Origin of the sequence: Actinokineospora enzanensis DSM 44649, from assembly GCF_000374445.1 — a bacterium.
Classification (GTDB): domain Bacteria; phylum Actinomycetota; class Actinomycetes; order Mycobacteriales; family Pseudonocardiaceae; genus Actinokineospora; species Actinokineospora enzanensis.
In genome coordinates this window covers 35,246-50,467 of the sequence record NZ_KB894406.1, presented here as the reverse complement: position 1 = coordinate 50,467, position 15,222 = coordinate 35,246, and the positions used below count along the sequence as shown (strand labels likewise).

At 71.4% G+C, this 15,222-nt stretch carries 10 protein-coding genes; 4 read left to right on the top strand and 6 right to left on the bottom strand.

All coding sequences use genetic code 11. The features are described from left to right. The first annotated feature begins 11 nt into the window (after nucleotides 1–11). On the top strand, nucleotides 12–1,358 hold the full coding sequence (locus tag C503_RS0107135) for a coproporphyrinogen-III oxidase family protein (protein WP_018681498.1): 1,347 nt from the start codon (nucleotides 12–14) through the stop codon (nucleotides 1,356–1,358). Here the strand turns inward: C503_RS0107135 and C503_RS0107130 are convergent. Then, nucleotides 1,342–2,037: a nucleoside/nucleotide kinase family protein gene (locus C503_RS0107130; protein WP_018681497.1), complete on the bottom strand. Its 696-nt coding sequence runs from the start codon at nucleotides 2,035–2,037 to the stop codon at nucleotides 1,342–1,344. The genes C503_RS0107135 and C503_RS0107130 overlap by 17 nt on opposite strands. A gap of 133 nt (nucleotides 2,038–2,170) precedes the next feature. On the opposite strand from C503_RS0107130, the gene C503_RS0107125 reads away from it, so the two are divergent. Beyond that, complete coding sequence (locus tag C503_RS0107125) at nucleotides 2,171–2,785, top strand: DUF4406 domain-containing protein (protein WP_018681496.1); 615 nt, start codon at nucleotides 2,171–2,173, stop codon at nucleotides 2,783–2,785. Here the strand turns inward: C503_RS0107125 and C503_RS43080 are convergent. Next, a complete protein-coding gene (locus C503_RS43080; RefSeq protein ID WP_018681495.1) occupies nucleotides 2,735–5,182 on the bottom strand; it encodes a hypothetical protein in 2,448 nt (815 codons plus the stop codon). The two genes, C503_RS0107125 and C503_RS43080, sit on opposite strands and share 51 nt — an antisense overlap. A gap of 265 nt (nucleotides 5,183–5,447) precedes the next feature. Next, complete coding sequence (locus C503_RS0107115; RefSeq protein WP_026316042.1) at nucleotides 5,448–7,067, bottom strand: vWA domain-containing protein; 1,620 nt, start codon at nucleotides 7,065–7,067, stop codon at nucleotides 5,448–5,450. Between the two features lie 187 nt (nucleotides 7,068–7,254). Here C503_RS0107115 and C503_RS0107110 point away from each other — a divergent pair, with 187 nt between their 5' ends. Then, nucleotides 7,255–10,251, top strand: coding sequence for an AfsR/SARP family transcriptional regulator (locus C503_RS0107110; protein WP_018681494.1), 2,997 nt, complete (start codon nucleotides 7,255–7,257; stop codon nucleotides 10,249–10,251). A gap of 138 nt (nucleotides 10,252–10,389) precedes the next feature. On the opposite strand, the gene C503_RS0107105 is transcribed toward C503_RS0107110, so the two are convergent. The 3 genes from C503_RS0107105 to C503_RS0107095 all read right to left on the bottom strand — a co-directional run bounded on the left by C503_RS0107105 (nucleotide 10,390) and on the right by C503_RS0107095 (nucleotide 12,713). Continuing rightward, nucleotides 10,390–11,148 carry a Calx-beta domain-containing protein gene (locus tag C503_RS0107105; RefSeq protein WP_063710772.1) on the bottom strand — a complete coding sequence of 253 codons (759 nt, stop codon included), beginning with the start codon at nucleotides 11,146–11,148 and terminating at the stop codon, nucleotides 10,390–10,392. A gap of 72 nt (nucleotides 11,149–11,220) precedes the next feature. Then, on the bottom strand, nucleotides 11,221–11,991 hold the full coding sequence (locus tag C503_RS0107100) for a hypothetical protein (protein WP_018681492.1): 771 nt from the start codon (nucleotides 11,989–11,991) through the stop codon (nucleotides 11,221–11,223). 101 nt (nucleotides 11,992–12,092) lie between these two features. After that, a complete protein-coding gene (locus C503_RS0107095; protein WP_018681491.1) occupies nucleotides 12,093–12,713 on the bottom strand; it encodes an L-threonylcarbamoyladenylate synthase in 621 nt (206 codons plus the stop codon). Between the two features lie 102 nt (nucleotides 12,714–12,815). Between C503_RS0107095 and C503_RS48445 the strand changes: the two genes are divergently transcribed. Then, nucleotides 12,816–15,137, top strand: coding sequence for an Hsp70 family protein (locus C503_RS48445; protein WP_156893042.1), 2,322 nt, complete (start codon nucleotides 12,816–12,818; stop codon nucleotides 15,135–15,137). The last annotated feature ends 85 nt before the right edge of the window (nucleotides 15,138–15,222 follow it).

The window sequence follows — 15,222 nt, the reverse complement described above, 5'->3', positions numbered from 1 at the left end:
TGAGGTGTCGCATGCGGATACTCGCCGAGGACACGCGGCTGCGTGACCTCATCACCGCGCAGGCACACGCCGACTACGTCTACATGTATCCCCCGCGCCAGGCCTACCGGCCGTTCGATGAACCCACGAACGCGCGGTTCACCGAGCTGGTAAGTGATTCCCTGGCCCGGTTCGACGATCTCAACCTCTATGTGCACGTCCCGTTCTGCCGACAGATCTGCCGCTTCTGCAATCTGTACGCGGTCGGCGGGACCACGCACGACCTCGACGGCTACGTCACCGCGGTGCTCACCGAGGCCGCGTGCTACGCCGAACTGACCGAACCGAAGACGATCACGACGCTCTACCTGGGCGGCGGCACACCGTCCCTGCTCCCGCCGAGCTCCCTGGCCCGCCTGGTCACCGAACTGCTCGGGCTGTTCGCCCGGGACCCCGGCCGGACGCCGGGCGAGGTCGCGCTGGAGGTCGACCCGGCCACGGTCGACGCCGAGCGGCTGCACCGGATCCGTGCCGCGGGCATCAACCGGATCAACCTGGGCTACCAGTCGATGGTCGACGCCGAGGTCCGCGGCCTGGGCAGGCGGCGAGCCCCGACGGCGGGCCTGGGACTGCTCACGGACGCGCTGGCCGCGGGCTTCGACAACGTCTGCGTCGACCTGATCTACGGGCTGGCGGGCCAGACGGACGCGAGCTGGCGGGCCTCGATGGAACAGGTCGTGACAATCGGGCCGCCGACGGTGTGCGCGTACGCGCTCACCTCCCGACCGCACACCGGCTACGACCGCATTGGGTATTCCACAGTGGACGGCGAACTGCTGTATCGGCGCTACGACCTGGCCGACCGGCTGCTACGCGAAGCGGGGTACCGGCGCGAGACACACGTCCGCTGGGTCCGCGCGGGCGGCGGTTACCAGCAGAAGGCCAACCACTGGGGCATGCGCAACCTGCTCGGGTTCGGCGCCGGGAGTCGCAGCTACCTGTGGGGAGTGGACTATCGCAACGGGTATTCCCTCCGCTCCCGCCCCGCGGCACTGCGCCGGTACCTCGATCTGGTGGCGGACGGTCGCTCGCCGGTCTCCGACGGGATCATCATGACCGCCGACGAACGGACGCACAAAGCCGCCGTGCTCAACGTCGCCGCGCTCGACCGGCCGAGGTTCCGCGCCCTGCTCGGCCACGACCCGGTCGACCGCTTCGCCGCCGAGTTCGCCTCGTTCGCCGAGGAGGGCTTATGCGAGGTCGGCCCCGACCGGGTCCGCGCGACCGAAACCGGGAGCCGCTATCGGGATCTGCTCTCCCAGGCGCTGTTCAGCCCGGCAGTGCGCGAACGCGTGCGCGAGTTCAGCTATGCCGAATAGCCCGGACGGCGGCCACCGCGTCGGCCACCACCTCGTCGACCGACCGGTCCGCCGCGATGGTCGCCACCGCCATCCCGGGCGTCCGCCGCAGGAACTCGTCTGCCGCACGCACGGCACGGTCGATGAACCCCTCCCGCGCCGGGTCGCAATGCCCATCGCGCCGCAGCAGGCGTTCACGCAGACATGGTGTCGGTGCGACGAGTCGAACCGTCAAGTCGGGCGGCGGCAGGCACGCGAACACCGGACCCAGCAACGCGCGAGCGGCGTCGGCCCCGATCTCCGCGGCGAGCACGACCTCCTGATAGGTGTACTTGCTCAGGTAGCCGCGATCGCTGACGACCGTGCGCCCCTGCCGCAGCCGCGGTGCCACCGCTGTCGCGTGCACCTCGAAGAAGTCGCCGAGGAACACCAGCGACTGCCCGACTGGGCTCGTCGAGATGTGGTGCGGTGTGGTCGCCACCACCGAACACAGCGCCCGACCGAAGACCGCGGCGGAGAACTCGGGTGCCTGGTCCGCGTCCAGCTCGCGGGCCAGCCGGGCCGCCACGGTCGTCTTGCCGGTGCCCTCCACGCCGTCGACACAGACCCACGCACCGACTCCGACACCGCCCGCGCTACCGACACCGCGGCCGTCCCCGGTCGCGGAAACGCGTCGGGATGCCACACCGACGTCCGCCACGCCCGCACACTTTATCAGCAAGCGGCGGCGGGGAATTCGACATCGAGTTCACACGAACGGGCCTTCATCGCGACGGACACCCCGGCACCGTCCGACAATCCACGAACCGGGCGCGGCAGACAGGAGAGACCGCATGGAACACAGACAGGCGTTGGCGGCGGCATTGCGGTCGTTCGCGGCGATCGACCTCCGCGACGCGATCTACCTCGCCTGCCCGATCAGCTCGGGCAGGCGCGAGGTCGACCTGATGCTGGGACTCGGCGTCTTCGACCGCGAGCACCTGCGCACCACGCACGTCACACGTTGGCGCGACGAGGTTCTGGAGCCGAACAAGGCCGCCGCCGCCGAAGCGGTCGACCGGACCCGGCGGCGGCACCCCGGGCGCCCGGTGATCAACCCCGTGGAGTTCGAGCTGGACGGCCTGTCGCAGGCGCACTACGACGCGCTGTGCGAGCAGGTCATCCGCGACCACGTCGGCGCGGTGACGCTCGCCGCGGGCTGGGAGTACAGCCGCGGCGCCCGACTGGAGGTCGAGCTGGCCCTGGACCTCGGGCTGCCGATCACCGACGTGTCCGGCGACGAGCTCACCGGCGACCACCTGGTCCGGGAGCTGGCCAGGGTGTCCGAGGCGTTGATCGTGCTCGGCGTCCCCGCGGACCACGCGCACCGCCTCTACCCGGTGCCCGAACCGGACGGGTCACCGTCCGCCGGTCGCGACCGCGTGCATGGCCTGCAACTCCAGCAGTAGCTCGCCGTCGATCGACGACCCGTTCCACAGTGCCGCGAGCGCGGCCGCGGCCACCTCGACATCGTGTTCGGCGAGCTCCTCACCGCGCCGGATCGCGTAGTCGTAGAACGAGTACAGGTCCAGGAAACGCCGTTGGGCGGCGATCGCCGAGTAACCCGCCCCCGACAACAACGCCACCGACCGCTCCCGCGTGCGGTTCCACGTCATGAGCGGTTCCCCGTCGACGTAAGGCGGTCGCGCGCGCCGATCGAGGTCTCCGTAGTAGTACATCAGATATCCGCGGTTGAGAGCACGCCATCGTGCGGACGCGCGGGAGCGCTCGACGAACTCGGTCAGCGCGGTGTCGTCGCCGAGATGGCACAGCCCCCACAGGAGCGCCTGGCTCAGGAACTCGTCCGTCTCGTGCTCGCGCAACCGCCACAGTGCCCGGCGCGGCTCGGCCGCGGCGCGGGAGAGCAGGTAGGCCACCAGGTTGCCCGCCGTGCGCCGGGTCGACAGGTCCGCTGTGGACAGTACGGCGTAGGCCCGGGTCAACACGTCGACCAGGTCCGGGGCGCGGGCCGCGACGAGGTCGTCGACCACGAAGTGGCGGATCTCGGGGGTCGGGTCCACCCGGAGGCAGGCCATCAGCTCGGTGGTGTCCCCGCCCGCGGCCGTCCGCCGCAACACCCTGGCGTAGCAATGGCCCACCAGGTACTCGAAGAACGAGTAGTGCACGAACGTGCCCCACACCCGACCGCCCGACCGGCGCTGGTCGCAGATCTGGCTCAGCGCCCGCGCCACGCCGCTCGGGGACCCGCCGATCCGCGCGGCGACCTCGGCGGTGACGGCGTCGAAGTCGAACCGGTCCTCACGCAGCCAGCCCCGGGAGAAGATCGTCCAGGCCGCCTCCGCCCAGATCCCGGCGGCGGGGAGCGGGTTCCGGAACCGGGTCAGCATGGCGTCGCTGACGGCGGCGAGCCGGTCGATGTACTCCGCGTACAACGACAGGACGCTGGTGACCGCCGGGGATCCGCCCGCGCCGAGGAAGGTCAGCATGCGCGCGTACAGCGGTCGGGCCACCAGCCCGGCCATGTCCGGCGAGGCCGCGACGACGTCCACCAAGGCGCGCGAGTCCAGCATACCCACATCGACCAGCCGGTCGACGAACTCGGCGAACTGGTCTTCCGGCGTCCACGCGTCCACCGCGTAGATCGCGTCGAACAGGCCGGTCTCCAGGGTGTGCGCCAGGTCGTCCTCGTAGTCGCGGCGCCTGCACGTCACCACGATCACGAAGTCGCGGTGGAAGCGGTGCAGCAGGTCGGAAAGCTCGGTGGCCGACACCAGGTCGCCCTGCGCCTCGTCGAGGCCGTCGACCACCAGCACCGGGCGCGGTCCGGGGCGCGGGCCACCGTCCGGTCGGGACAGCCACGGGTGGGTGGCGGCGGCGAGGTCCGACACCCGGACCGCGATCGCGGGCACCCGCCGCCACAGCGCGCGCAACAGCGCGTAGGCCGCCACGCTCTTGCCGCTGCCGGGTTCGCCGAGGATCAGCAGGGACGAGCCGGTCTCGATCTCCTCGACCAGCCGGTCCACCGAGACGGCGGTCTGCTTGCCGGTCAGCTTGGTGAACCCGGCGGCCACGTACAGCCCCTGCGCGTGCAGTTCGGCTATGCTCAGGTCGAGCGGGTAGGCGGTGCGGCGGGCACCGAGGCGCTTGACGGACTCGGCCGCCGCTGTCCACAGTGAACGGTCGGGGTCGGGGGCCGTGCCGCGCGCGTGCGGCACGGGGGCGGAGCCGGAGTCCAGGTCCGGCAGGCGGATCCAGCCGGTGGTGTCGGTTTCCTTGGCGCGCACGCGGACCGGGTGGTATCCGGCCGGGTCGATGCGCGGGCTGTGTCGGATCACCTCGGTGTAGAACCAGTTCGAGGCGATCAGCGCCAGCGCGCCGGAGGAGGCGCTCAGCGACTGCCGCAGCTCCTCGCAGTCGACGAGCCTGCAGGCGTGGTTCACCGCGTCGCCGACGACCCCGTGCGCGTCGAAGTTGACCTCGCCCGCGTGCACGGCCATGCGCAGGCGAATCCGTTCGCTGTGCGCGTGGGTCTTGTTGTGCGCCCGCAACAGTGTCGCGAGACCGTCCGGCAACCGTTCCACGAGCGCGCTCTTGGCGACCTCGGCGGGCACCAGCACGATCACACCGTCCCCGGTGCCCTCGTGATCACAGCCCGACCAGTCGATCCCGACGCCTGCCAGCGCCGCCGCCACCAGCCGGAACAGCGCGTCCCGCACCACCCAGCGGTCGGCGTTGGTGCGGCCGTGGTCGCCGAAGCTCTCCACGTCCACGACCAGGATGGCGCGGTGCACGGCGGGCGGTACCGGCGGCGGCTCCGGCCTGCCGCAGCCTGCGAACCCGATCATCCCGGGTCCGGGAAACGGAACACTGGCCGGAAAGGGGGATCGGTCGGCGGTCTGGTCACCGCGGGGCTCCCGTCGACGACGTGTCGGCACGAATGTCGCAGACCGGGCCGCCGGTTTCAACATCGCGGACGAGGTGCGTGTCATTGACCTGTTTTTGACCACAAGGCGGCGGTTCTGTCGCCTTGTCCAGGCATATCCGGGCGCGGATCACGAAGCGTCCCGGTCACCCGCGCCGGTGACCGGGACGCTCCCCCCTACCCCGTGATCATCCTGTGGTCACTCGGAACTCGACACCGCCGAGGTCCTCGCCCTTCTCGTCGGTCTGGTTCACCCGCAGCACGGCCCGGGACTGGTCGGTCGCGGTGAACTCCAGCTTCGTCTCGAAGCGCTCCTTCGGGTCGATCACCAGGCCCATGATCTGTGCCTGCTTCGGGTCCACGATCTGCACCTGGGTCTCGCCGACCGGCCGGACGCCGACGCCGCGCTGGCCGGACTCCTTCCAGCGGGCCGCCAGCTCCGGTCCGAGGTCCACCACGAGCTTGCCGGTGAACGGTGCCTCCGGGGCGGTGAAGACCAGGTTGGTCACCGCGCGCGGGTTCGGGTTGGCCAGGGTGAACGGGCGGGTGTCCGGCTTGCCCGGCACCAGGCGCACGGTGTCCACGTTGCGCCAGGCGATGTTGTTGTTGTTCCGGGTGTTGTTCAGCGTGTTCGGGCCCTCCGCGAAGGTCATCGGGTCGGTGGCCGAGACCCAGCGGGCGAGCAGGCAGAAGTGGCCGGGGCCGGGCACGCCGTTCCACGGGACGACCACGTTGGTCGTGCCCGCCGGGACGGTCACGTTGACCGCGGTGTTGATGTGCGTCCAGTGCGTCGGCCAGATCGCCGCGCCGCCCTGGGCCGTGTAGTACAGCATCAGGTTGCCGGTGGCGGTGCCGGATCCGTTCGGGCCCGGGTTATTGAGCTTGACGTGGATGTAGCTGGTGCCGCCGACGACCGGGTTGGTGCCCGCGCAGGGGGTCGTGGTCGGGCAGACCGCGATGTCCGGACTGGTCCAGATCGGGTTCAGGCCGTGCGGTTCGACGCCGGTGTCCGCGGCGTGGTCGCGGATGAACACGTCGGTGCGCTTGCAGTTGCGCAGGCTCTGCTGGATGGTCGTGGCGGTGTTGGAGCCGTCGGCGGCGGCCTGGGTGTAGAGGCCGCCGGTGGTGTTGGCGTAGTCCTGCATGATCGTGGCGACCGGGGCGGAGACGCCGCCGGTGGGCACGTAGACACTGTTGATCTTGATGTTGTTCTGCGCCTGCAGCGCGCGCAGGTGCGCGTTGGTCACGTCCACCGCGGTGTGCGTGTCGTCGAAGCCGCCGGGCAGCGCGTCGGTGACCAGCACGACGGTCTTGGTCGCGTTCGAGCGCCAGGTGCCCAGGAAGTCGCCGGTCTGCGGGCGGCCCGCCGCGGGCAGGTTGTTGACCACGGTGTTGAGCGCCTCGTCGGAGGCCTCCGGACCGGCGCCGCCACCGGCGGCGACCAGGCCGTTCACCGCGGTGGTGACGGCCGCCTGGTTGCCTGCCGCCAGGTCGTTGATCACCCGGACATTGTCCTTGAAGCTGACCAGGCCCAGCTTGAAGTCGCCGCCGGACAGGCTCGCGACGTCGCCGATGATGGCGTTGATGCCGGTCTTGATGTTGGCGATGGCACCGCCCATGCTGCCGGTGTCGTCGATGACGAAGGTGACGTCCATCGGCCCGCACGGCCCGGTCTTGGGCGGCAGGGCGGGCTGGGCGACCGGGTTCTCGGCGGCCGCGGCGGGCAGCACGGGCAGGACGGCGGCCACCATGGCCACGGTGGCGGCGACGAGTGTCCGGCGGGTGCCGGGTGATCTGCGGTGGGACATTCGGGTTTCTCCTCGCGAGTGGAACAGGGTTGACCGCAGCGTGTAGGCCACCGGTTGTGGCATGGTTGTCGCGGAACGCAACCGATCCGTGGGCGGACGGCCGCACGCTCAGCCGGTTGGGTGTTTGCGCACCGCAGCGGGCTAGTTACGCTCCCTTTACCGAGCTGTGCGGAAGGAGCTGGGGAGTGTGACGCGACCCGGCGAACTGCGCGTGCTGGGACCGGTCGAGGCCGTCGGCCCGGCCGGGCGCGCGTTGGTGCACGGCACCCGCCAACGCGCGGTGCTGGGCGTGCTGGCCCTGCACGCCGGGACGGTGTTACCCGCCTCGCGCCTCATCGATGTCCTGTGGGGCGAGAACCCGCCCCGGACGGCGGTGAAGACCCTGCACAGCCATGTCGCCCGCATCCGACAGGCGCTCACCGCGTGCGGGTTCCCGGTCGTACTGCGCACGCGCGAGCCCGGTTACCTGTTGGCCGTCGAACCGGAGACGGTGGACGCGCTGCGCTTCGACCAGCAGGTCCGCGCCGCCCGCGCGCACCTGACCCGGGACGAGGCCGACCACGCGGCGCCGCTGCTGCGGTCCGCGCTCGGCCTGTGGCGGGGCGACGCGTTCGCCGACGCGGCCCTGGAGGGCTGGGGCTGCGGCGAGGTGGAGACCCTGCACGAGCGCAGGCTGGCCGCCGTCGAGGACCTGTGGGACGCCGAGCTGCGCCTGCACCGGCACACCGAGGCCGCCCGCGAGCTGCCCCGCCTGGTCGCCGCGCACCCGACCCGGGAGCGCCTGGCCGCGCTGTGCATGCTGGCGCTGCACCGGTGCGGCCAGCACACGGACGCGCTGGAGGTCTACCGCCAGCTGCGTACCCGCCTCGCCGACGACTACGGCGTCGACCCGGGCCCCGAGGTGGTCGAGCTGCACACCGCGATCCTGCGTCGCGACCCCGCGCTGCAACCCCGTCAGGCCACCCGCGGCCCGGCGCAGCTGCCTGCCCGGGTCGGCCACTTCACCGGCCGTACCGCCGAGCTCACCGCGCTCGACGACATGCTGTCCGGCCCGAGCGACGAACGACCGGTCGTGGTCATCTCGTCGGCGGCGGGCATGGGCAAGACAGCACTGGCCGTCCAGTGGGCGCACACGGTCGCCACGCGCTTCCCAGACGGGCAGTTGTTCCTCGACCTGGGCGGCCACGACTCCCGCCGCGCACTGTCCGCGGCGGACGCTCTGGCCCATCTGCTGCGCGCCCTGGACGTCCCGGACGAACGGATGCCGGCAGAGCTGACCGAACGCGCGGCGCTGTACCGGTCGTTGCTGCACGGGCGGTGCTGTCTGGTGCTGGTGGACAACGCCGGTGACGTCGACCAGGTTCTGCCCCTCGTTCCCGGGACGGGACAGACACTGTTGGTTGTCACGAGCAGACAGTCTCTCGCCGCTCTAGGCACCCGCCACGCGGTCCATCCCGTCGCGCTGGACAGCCTCGGGCACACCGAGTCGCTGGAACTGCTCGGCCGCGTACTCGGCCCGGCCCGGGTCAGTCGCGAACCCGGGGCCGCCGCCCGCCTCGGCCGCCTCTGCGGCGGCATGCCGCTGGCCCTGCGCCTCGCCGCCGCGCGGTTGGTGGCCACCCCGGGCCGATCGGTCGCCGAATCGGCGGCCGAGCTGGTGAGCGCCGGTCGCCTGGACACGCTCGCCGTCGAAGGCGACACGCGGACGGTGCGCGCGGTCTTCGCCAGCGCGTACGAGCCGCTGGAGCCGGGCCGCGCCCGGATGTTCCGCCTGCTGGGCCTGGCCCCGGGCAGCACGGTGAGCACCTCGCTGGGCGCCACGCTCTGCGAGGTGCCCGTCGAGCACGCCCGCGAGGCGCTCGCCGGTCTCACCGCCGCGCACCTGGTGACCGAGGTGGACCGCGACCGCTTCCGCTACCACGACCTGGTCCGCGAGTTCGCCGCCGAACGCGTCGGCCCGGACGACCGCCTGCCCGCGCTGTCCCGGCTGATCGACTGGTACCTGGTGGTCGCGGACGAGGCGAACAGGGTCATCGACCCCAACCGCGACCTGGTGACCCCGACCCTGCAGCACGGCCCGCGCCCGTCGGTCCCGTTCACCGACCGGCGCGGCGCCTTGGCCTTCCTCGACGCCGAACGCCCCAACCTGCGCGCGGTGGCCCACTGCGCGCGGGAGATCGGCAGGCTCACCGCGGCCTGGCAGCTGACCTACCTGCTGACCAGCTTCTACGACGCCACCGGCCACTGGCACGACCGCGTGGAGCTCTGCCGCCAGGGCGCGGCCGCCGCCACCGCCTCCGGCGACCCGGTCGCCGAGGCCGAGATGCTGCGCGCCCTGGGCGTCGCGTACTTCATGACCCGTCGCCTGCGGGAAGCCCTGGAGACCAACCAACGCGCGCTGCGCACCGTCCGCGCCGCGGGCGACCTGGCGGGCGAGGGCCACGTGCACAACAACATCGCCAACGCCTACGCCGAGCTCCGCCGCTTCGACGAGGCCATCGCCGCGCACCGGCTCGCCGTCGCCCGCTGCGCCGAGGCGGGCAACGACCTCGGCCGAGCCCTGTCCCAGCGCAACCTCGGCCACACGTTCGTCCGGATGGGCCGCGCCGACGAGAGCCTGCTGCCGCTCACCGACGCCCTGGCCACCTTCCGCGGTCTGGGCAACGCCCGCCTGGAGGCCGCCACCCTGGACACCCTCGGCGAGGCCTGGCTGCAACGGGGCGACCACCGGACCGCCCTCTCCCACCTGGGCGAGGCGCTGACCGTCAGCCGCGCGATCGGCGACCGCTGGCTGGAATGGGAATCCCTGCTGGACACCGGCCGCGCCCATCTGGACGCGGGCGACGTGCCGCAGGCCCTGGCCCACTTCCAGTCCGCGCTCGACCTCAGCCGCGATGTCGGCGACCGCCATGGCGAGGCCTCCGCCCTCAACCAGCTGGGCCGCGCCCACCTGTCCGCGGGCGACCTGGCCGCCGCCCGCCACCACCTGGAGCACAGCCTCGCCGTCCGCTCCGCCGTCCCCGACGACTACGAGCTGGCCCACCTGCACAAGGACCTGGGCGACCTGGAATCCCGGACCGGCGACCAGACCACCGCGACGCGCCACTGGTCCCGGGCCCGGCACCTCTACCACCAGGCCAACGCCACCTCGGAAGCCGGCGAGCTCACCGCCCGCATCCCCTGATCCGCACGCCCGACCAGATTATCGCCCCGGGCCCCTTGCCACTAACGCGAATGCGTTCCCTGTGGATGATTCCGCCCCCTTGTGGACAACCCAGGAGCAAGGCCCGGCCGACCCCGCGGGGCAGGCCGGGCCACACGCTCAGCCCCGGGACCTGACCGTCACCAATGCCTTGGTCGCACCCAGGGTCCCCGCCGACGGCGAGAAGATCTCCACGACGAACTGCTCGTCCGGCAACGACGGGTCCGTGATCAGCCGCACCGGCGCCACGCCCTTGGTCGACCCGACCGGAATGGTCACCACTCCGTCGCGCACCGGGTAGTACCCAGGCTTCCCATCCCCGATGGGAATGGTCCGGTAGTGCACGGTGATCGGCTCACGCGCGGGCACGTTGGTGTGCACGCCGACCTCGGCGACACCCTGTTGCCGCCAACAGATCTTCCCGCCGTCGACGGACGTCTCTATCGGCGGCAGGTCGTCGTCCACGATCTGCCCGCGCGCCTTGTCCCTCAGCGGGACCAGGTTGTGCGGATTCACCAGCCGGACGTTGAAGAACTCCTCCGGCTCCGCGACCGCGTCGCGCACGATCGTCACCGACACCTGCTGCGTCGCGTTGGAACCGTTCCAGGTCAACGTGCCCGCGGTCGCGACGAAGTCGGTGCCGATAGCACTACCGGGATCGGTTACGTAGTCCACCGACCCGACGGCCGTGCAGCCGGGAGCGGGCGCGACGGTCACGGCGAAGGTGAATGTCGTGGTGCCCGCCCCGGTGCCTTCGTACTGCCGGTAATCGTCCACCGCGACGCCCGCGGGCGCGCAGCCCGAGGTGAGTGCCGCGGGTGCCGGTAGGACCGGCAGAGCCGCGGCGACCACCGCCGTGGCGACCAAGACTGCCCTCATCGACCAATCCCTCTCCGTGATAGCGCCCTGGGACTGGTTAGCGCACCCCGGTTGTGGCTCGGTTGTGACCGCTCAGTCGAGGTCTTTACCGAGCCGGAGGGCATCGACGCTGATGTCCTTCATCTCCTTCTGGTGCACCGCCGGATCGGGGTCCTTGTCGGTGGTGTCCGACTCGGCGATGACCACGTTCTGCCCGTCCGAGGCCGCGGCGAACCCGCCGAGGCTGAGCCGGTCCAGACCGGGCGCGCGCACGAGGCCCTCGCGTATCAGGTCGTTGACGCTGCCCGTCCCGTCCTGGCGGACCAGCAGCTCAAGCTGCTCGGCCAGCTCGCGACTGGGCATGCGCACCACGCCGATGTTCGTGTAGACGACTCGGCCGTCGTCGGCGTTGCTGATGTAGACGGCGCGCGAGAGCTGCCTGCACTGGTTCTGGACCAGGAACTGTCTGACCTTGCCGTAGGCGTGGGCCGCGCAGTTGCTGTCGCGCATCGGCTCGATCGTCTCGCCCATCCGTTGGAACAGGTAGACGCCATCGGGCTTGGAAGGGGTGACCGGCGGCGGGTCGTCCGAACCGGCGGTCAGCCAGACGATGAGCCCGGCCACGATCGCGGCCACGACGACACCGGCAACGGGCAGCAACCACCGTGGGCGCGCGCGCTCGGCGGCGGGAGCCTCGGTGGGCGCCTCGACGGTCGCCAGGGTGACCGGGGGCTCGACGGGTGGAGGAGTGTCCTCCTGACGGCCGCCCACGGTCCAGGGCAGCTCGTCCGGAAGCGTGCTCACGATCATGACGGGCGCGGAGACGGACTCCACGGGGCGCGGCGGGAACTTCGGCACGCGCATCGGCAGATCGGGTGAAGGTTCAAGTTCCGACACGGGAGCAGACAGTAGCGTAATCCGCTCGTTATACAACGATCGTGTCGATCGACACACCGTGCAACCGTTTACTCGAATCGAGCGGTGTCACCGGCACCACGTCGGATGATCTCCGGTTCGTCCTCCGAGAAGTCGATCACCGTGGTCGGCACGGTGCCGCACTCGCCGGAGTCGATGACGGCGTCGACCACGTGGTCAAGGGCCTCTTTGATCTCCCAGCCGGACACCATCGGCGCCGCCTCGCCGGGCAGCAGCAGGGTGCTCGACAACAGCGGTTCGCCCAGCTCCGCGAGCAGCGACTGGGTCACCACGTGGTCCGGGATACGCACGCCGACGGTCCGCTTCTTCGGGTGCGCCAACCGCCGGGGCACCTCCTTCGTGGCGGGCAGGATGAACGTGTAACTACCGGGAGTGGCGGATTTGACGGCCCGGAACACCGCGTTACCCAGATGCACGAATTGGCCCAGTTGAGCGAAATCCTGACACATCAGGGTGAAATGGTGTCGATCGTCCAGACCGCGGATCGATCGGATGCGATCGATGCCGTCCCGGTTGCCCAGCGCGCAGCCGAGCGCGTAGCAGGAATCCGTCGGGTAGGCGATCAGTCCACCATCCCGCAACAGGTCCACGACCTGCAGGATCGAACGCTTCTGCGGGTTGTCCGGGTGCACGTCGAAGTACCTCGCCATGCCGGGAGTCTACGGACCGGACCGACCCCACCGGGAAACGCTGCCAGGTGGGGAGCGATCCTGTAGGGAGACACGATCGGGCTAGTGGTGACGGGGAGCGACGTGACACGGTGGAGTCTGGGGGTCGACCTCGGGACAAGCTTCTCGGCTGGCGCCATCGCCACCGCGGACCGGGTGGAGTCGATCGAGGTCTCCGGCGAGCGCCGCATCCCCTCGACCGTGCTGCTCGACGAGTCCGGTCGGCTGGTCGCGGGCACGCTGGCCCAGCGCATGGTCGGCCGGTCCCCGGACCGTGCGGAGCGCAACCCGAAGCGGTACGTGGGCAGGCGCCCGATGCTGCTCGGCGGCGAGCCGGTCACCGTACAACGTGCGCTGGCCGCCCTGCTGGAGCTGTTCGTCGGTGAGGCCCGCCGCCGCTTCGACGGGGCCACGCCGGTCGGCCTGGTGCTCACCCACCCGGTCGCGTGGACGCCCGCACAGCGGCAGGTGCTGACCGAGGTCGCGGAGATGGTGCTGCCGGGTGTCCCGGTGGAACTGATCGAGGAACCCGTCGCCGCGGCCGTCCACTACAGCCACACACACGCGGCCGACACCCTCCGGGGCAAGGACAGCGTCGCGGTCTATGACCTGGGCGGGGGCACGTTCGACACGGCCGTGCTCACTGTGGACGGCTCCGGGTTCACCGTGGTCGGGCCGCCCGGCGGCGACCCGGAGATCGGCGGCGAGACCTTCGACGAGCGCGTGTTCCACCACTTCGGCGAGCAGCTCGACCGGCTGGCCCCGGACTGGTGGGCGCAGGTCAGCACCAACCCGGACCGGCGCTGGCTGGCCGCGGCCTCCGACCTGCTCACCGAGGCCAGGCTGGCCAAGGAGTCGCTGTCGGACTACGACGACGCCAACCAGTACGTCCCGGGCGCGGACGTGGACGTCCGGATCACCCGGGCCGAGTTCGACGCGCTGATCGGCGAGGACGTGCGCCGCACCACCCGGCTGCTGGCACGTAGCATCGAGGGCAGCGGCCGGGCCCCGGACGAGCTGCGCGGCATCTTCCTGACCGGCGGTGCCAGCCGGATCCCGCTGGTCCAGGACAGCCTGCGGGGCGAGTACAACGGCCTGGTCCGCACCTGGCAGGACCCGAAGACCGTGGTCGCGCTGGGCGCGGCCCGCTGGGCGCAGCGCTCGCTGGCGCTGCGCGCGACCCCCGAGGCACCCCGGACCATCGGCGGCAGCGTGTTCCCTGTCCTGGCCGAGGACGTGGTCGACGCGCAGGCCACCAACGGCGCCCTCTACACCTGGAACGCCGTCGAGGGCGGCCACCTCGTGCGCAAGCTCGACCGCGCGGGCAACGTCGAGCGCGAGCTGCCGATGGCCGAGGTCACCGGCTGGGCCATCGCCGAGGACCTGGTGCTGGTCGCGGAACGGCGTGCGCAGGTCATCCGGGTGCACGCGCTGAGCCCCGAGCTCATCATCCGCTCGACCACCGACATTCCCACCGCGTTCGACCCGTGGCTGGTCGCCCAGGGCGCCGTCGGCTGGGTGTTCCTGCGCGGCGCGGGCACCCGCGCGGTGGACAACTCGGTCGGGCTGCCCTGGGGCGAGACCGGCGACCTGCAGGTCCTGCTGATCCGCCCGGCCACGGCGTTCGCCCCGGTGGCCGCCGCCCCGCACACGCTCGGCCCGTCGTGCACCTGGTACATCAACGAGGACGGGGCCCGCAGGCGCCTGATCGACCCGTCGATGCCGACCTCGATTCCGCCGACGGCCCTGGGCGACGGCCGCTCCGGCGCGGTGATCCTGGGACGTACGACGAAGCGGCGTACCGGCCTGCGCAGCAGTGTGCTCGTGCCGAGCCAGACGGTGGGCACGGTCGACACGAACGGCGTGCTGTCGGTCGTCGCGGAGCAGCAGGACACGACAGCGTTGTGGGTCAACCAGGTCGTGCGCCGGGAGTCCTCCTGGTATCTGGGGACCAATATCGGGCTGGAGACGTTCGCGGGCACGGACCGCAAGCTGTTCGTGGAGCGCCCGCGCGCGGGAACAGCGCGGTGGGTGGCTGCCGGGAACCGGATGTACGGGGTGGTGCAGGAGTCGCTGGTACCGAACCGGGGACTGGCGCTGCACATGTGCGACGAACGCCAGCCGCGCGGTCTTGGAAATTTCCCAGGTTTGCTCGGTAACCTGGCATCGGTGGAACCGGCGGAGGCGCCGCGGATCCGGGTGGACGGGAACGTCCTGTGGATCGGCGCGCAGGCGGGGGTGGAGACCTCGCAGGTGCTGCGGGTCAGCGGAGTGCGGGTGGACCAGGTCGCGGCGGCCCAGGGATGGCTGGAGCCGGTCGGGCAGGGGTTCGCGCTGCACGCCCCGGACGCGCCGCCGGGCGACGGGCGCACCGGGGTGGCGTCACTGGTACGCCTGCCCTCCTAGTGGGTCGAACGCGGGGCATCGGCATATCCGGCAAGGGCATGGGAGCAGTGCACTTGGTACTCGGCCCTTGATACTCGGCAGCGTT

Excerpts from the sequence above, each read along its gene's own strand:
- C503_RS0107135 (WP_018681498.1), top strand. The coding sequence starts at position 12 with ATGCGGATACTCGCCGAGGACACGCGGCTGCGTGACCTCATCACCGCG.
- C503_RS0107125 (WP_018681496.1), top strand. The coding sequence starts at position 2,171 with ATGGAACACAGACAGGCGTTGGCGGCGGCATTGCGGTCGTTCGCGGCG.
- C503_RS43080 (WP_018681495.1), bottom strand. The coding sequence starts at position 5,182 with ATGATCGGGTTCGCAGGCTGCGGCAGGCCGGAGCCGCCGCCGGTACCG.
- C503_RS0107115 (WP_026316042.1), bottom strand. The coding sequence starts at position 7,067 with ATGTCCCACCGCAGATCACCCGGCACCCGCCGGACACTCGTCGCCGCC.
- C503_RS0107105 (WP_063710772.1), bottom strand. The coding sequence starts at position 11,148 with ATGAGGGCAGTCTTGGTCGCCACGGCGGTGGTCGCCGCGGCTCTGCCG.
- C503_RS0107100 (WP_018681492.1), bottom strand. The coding sequence starts at position 11,991 with ATGCGCGTGCCGAAGTTCCCGCCGCGCCCCGTGGAGTCCGTCTCCGCG.
- C503_RS0107095 (WP_018681491.1), bottom strand. The coding sequence starts at position 12,713 with ATGGCGAGGTACTTCGACGTGCACCCGGACAACCCGCAGAAGCGTTCG.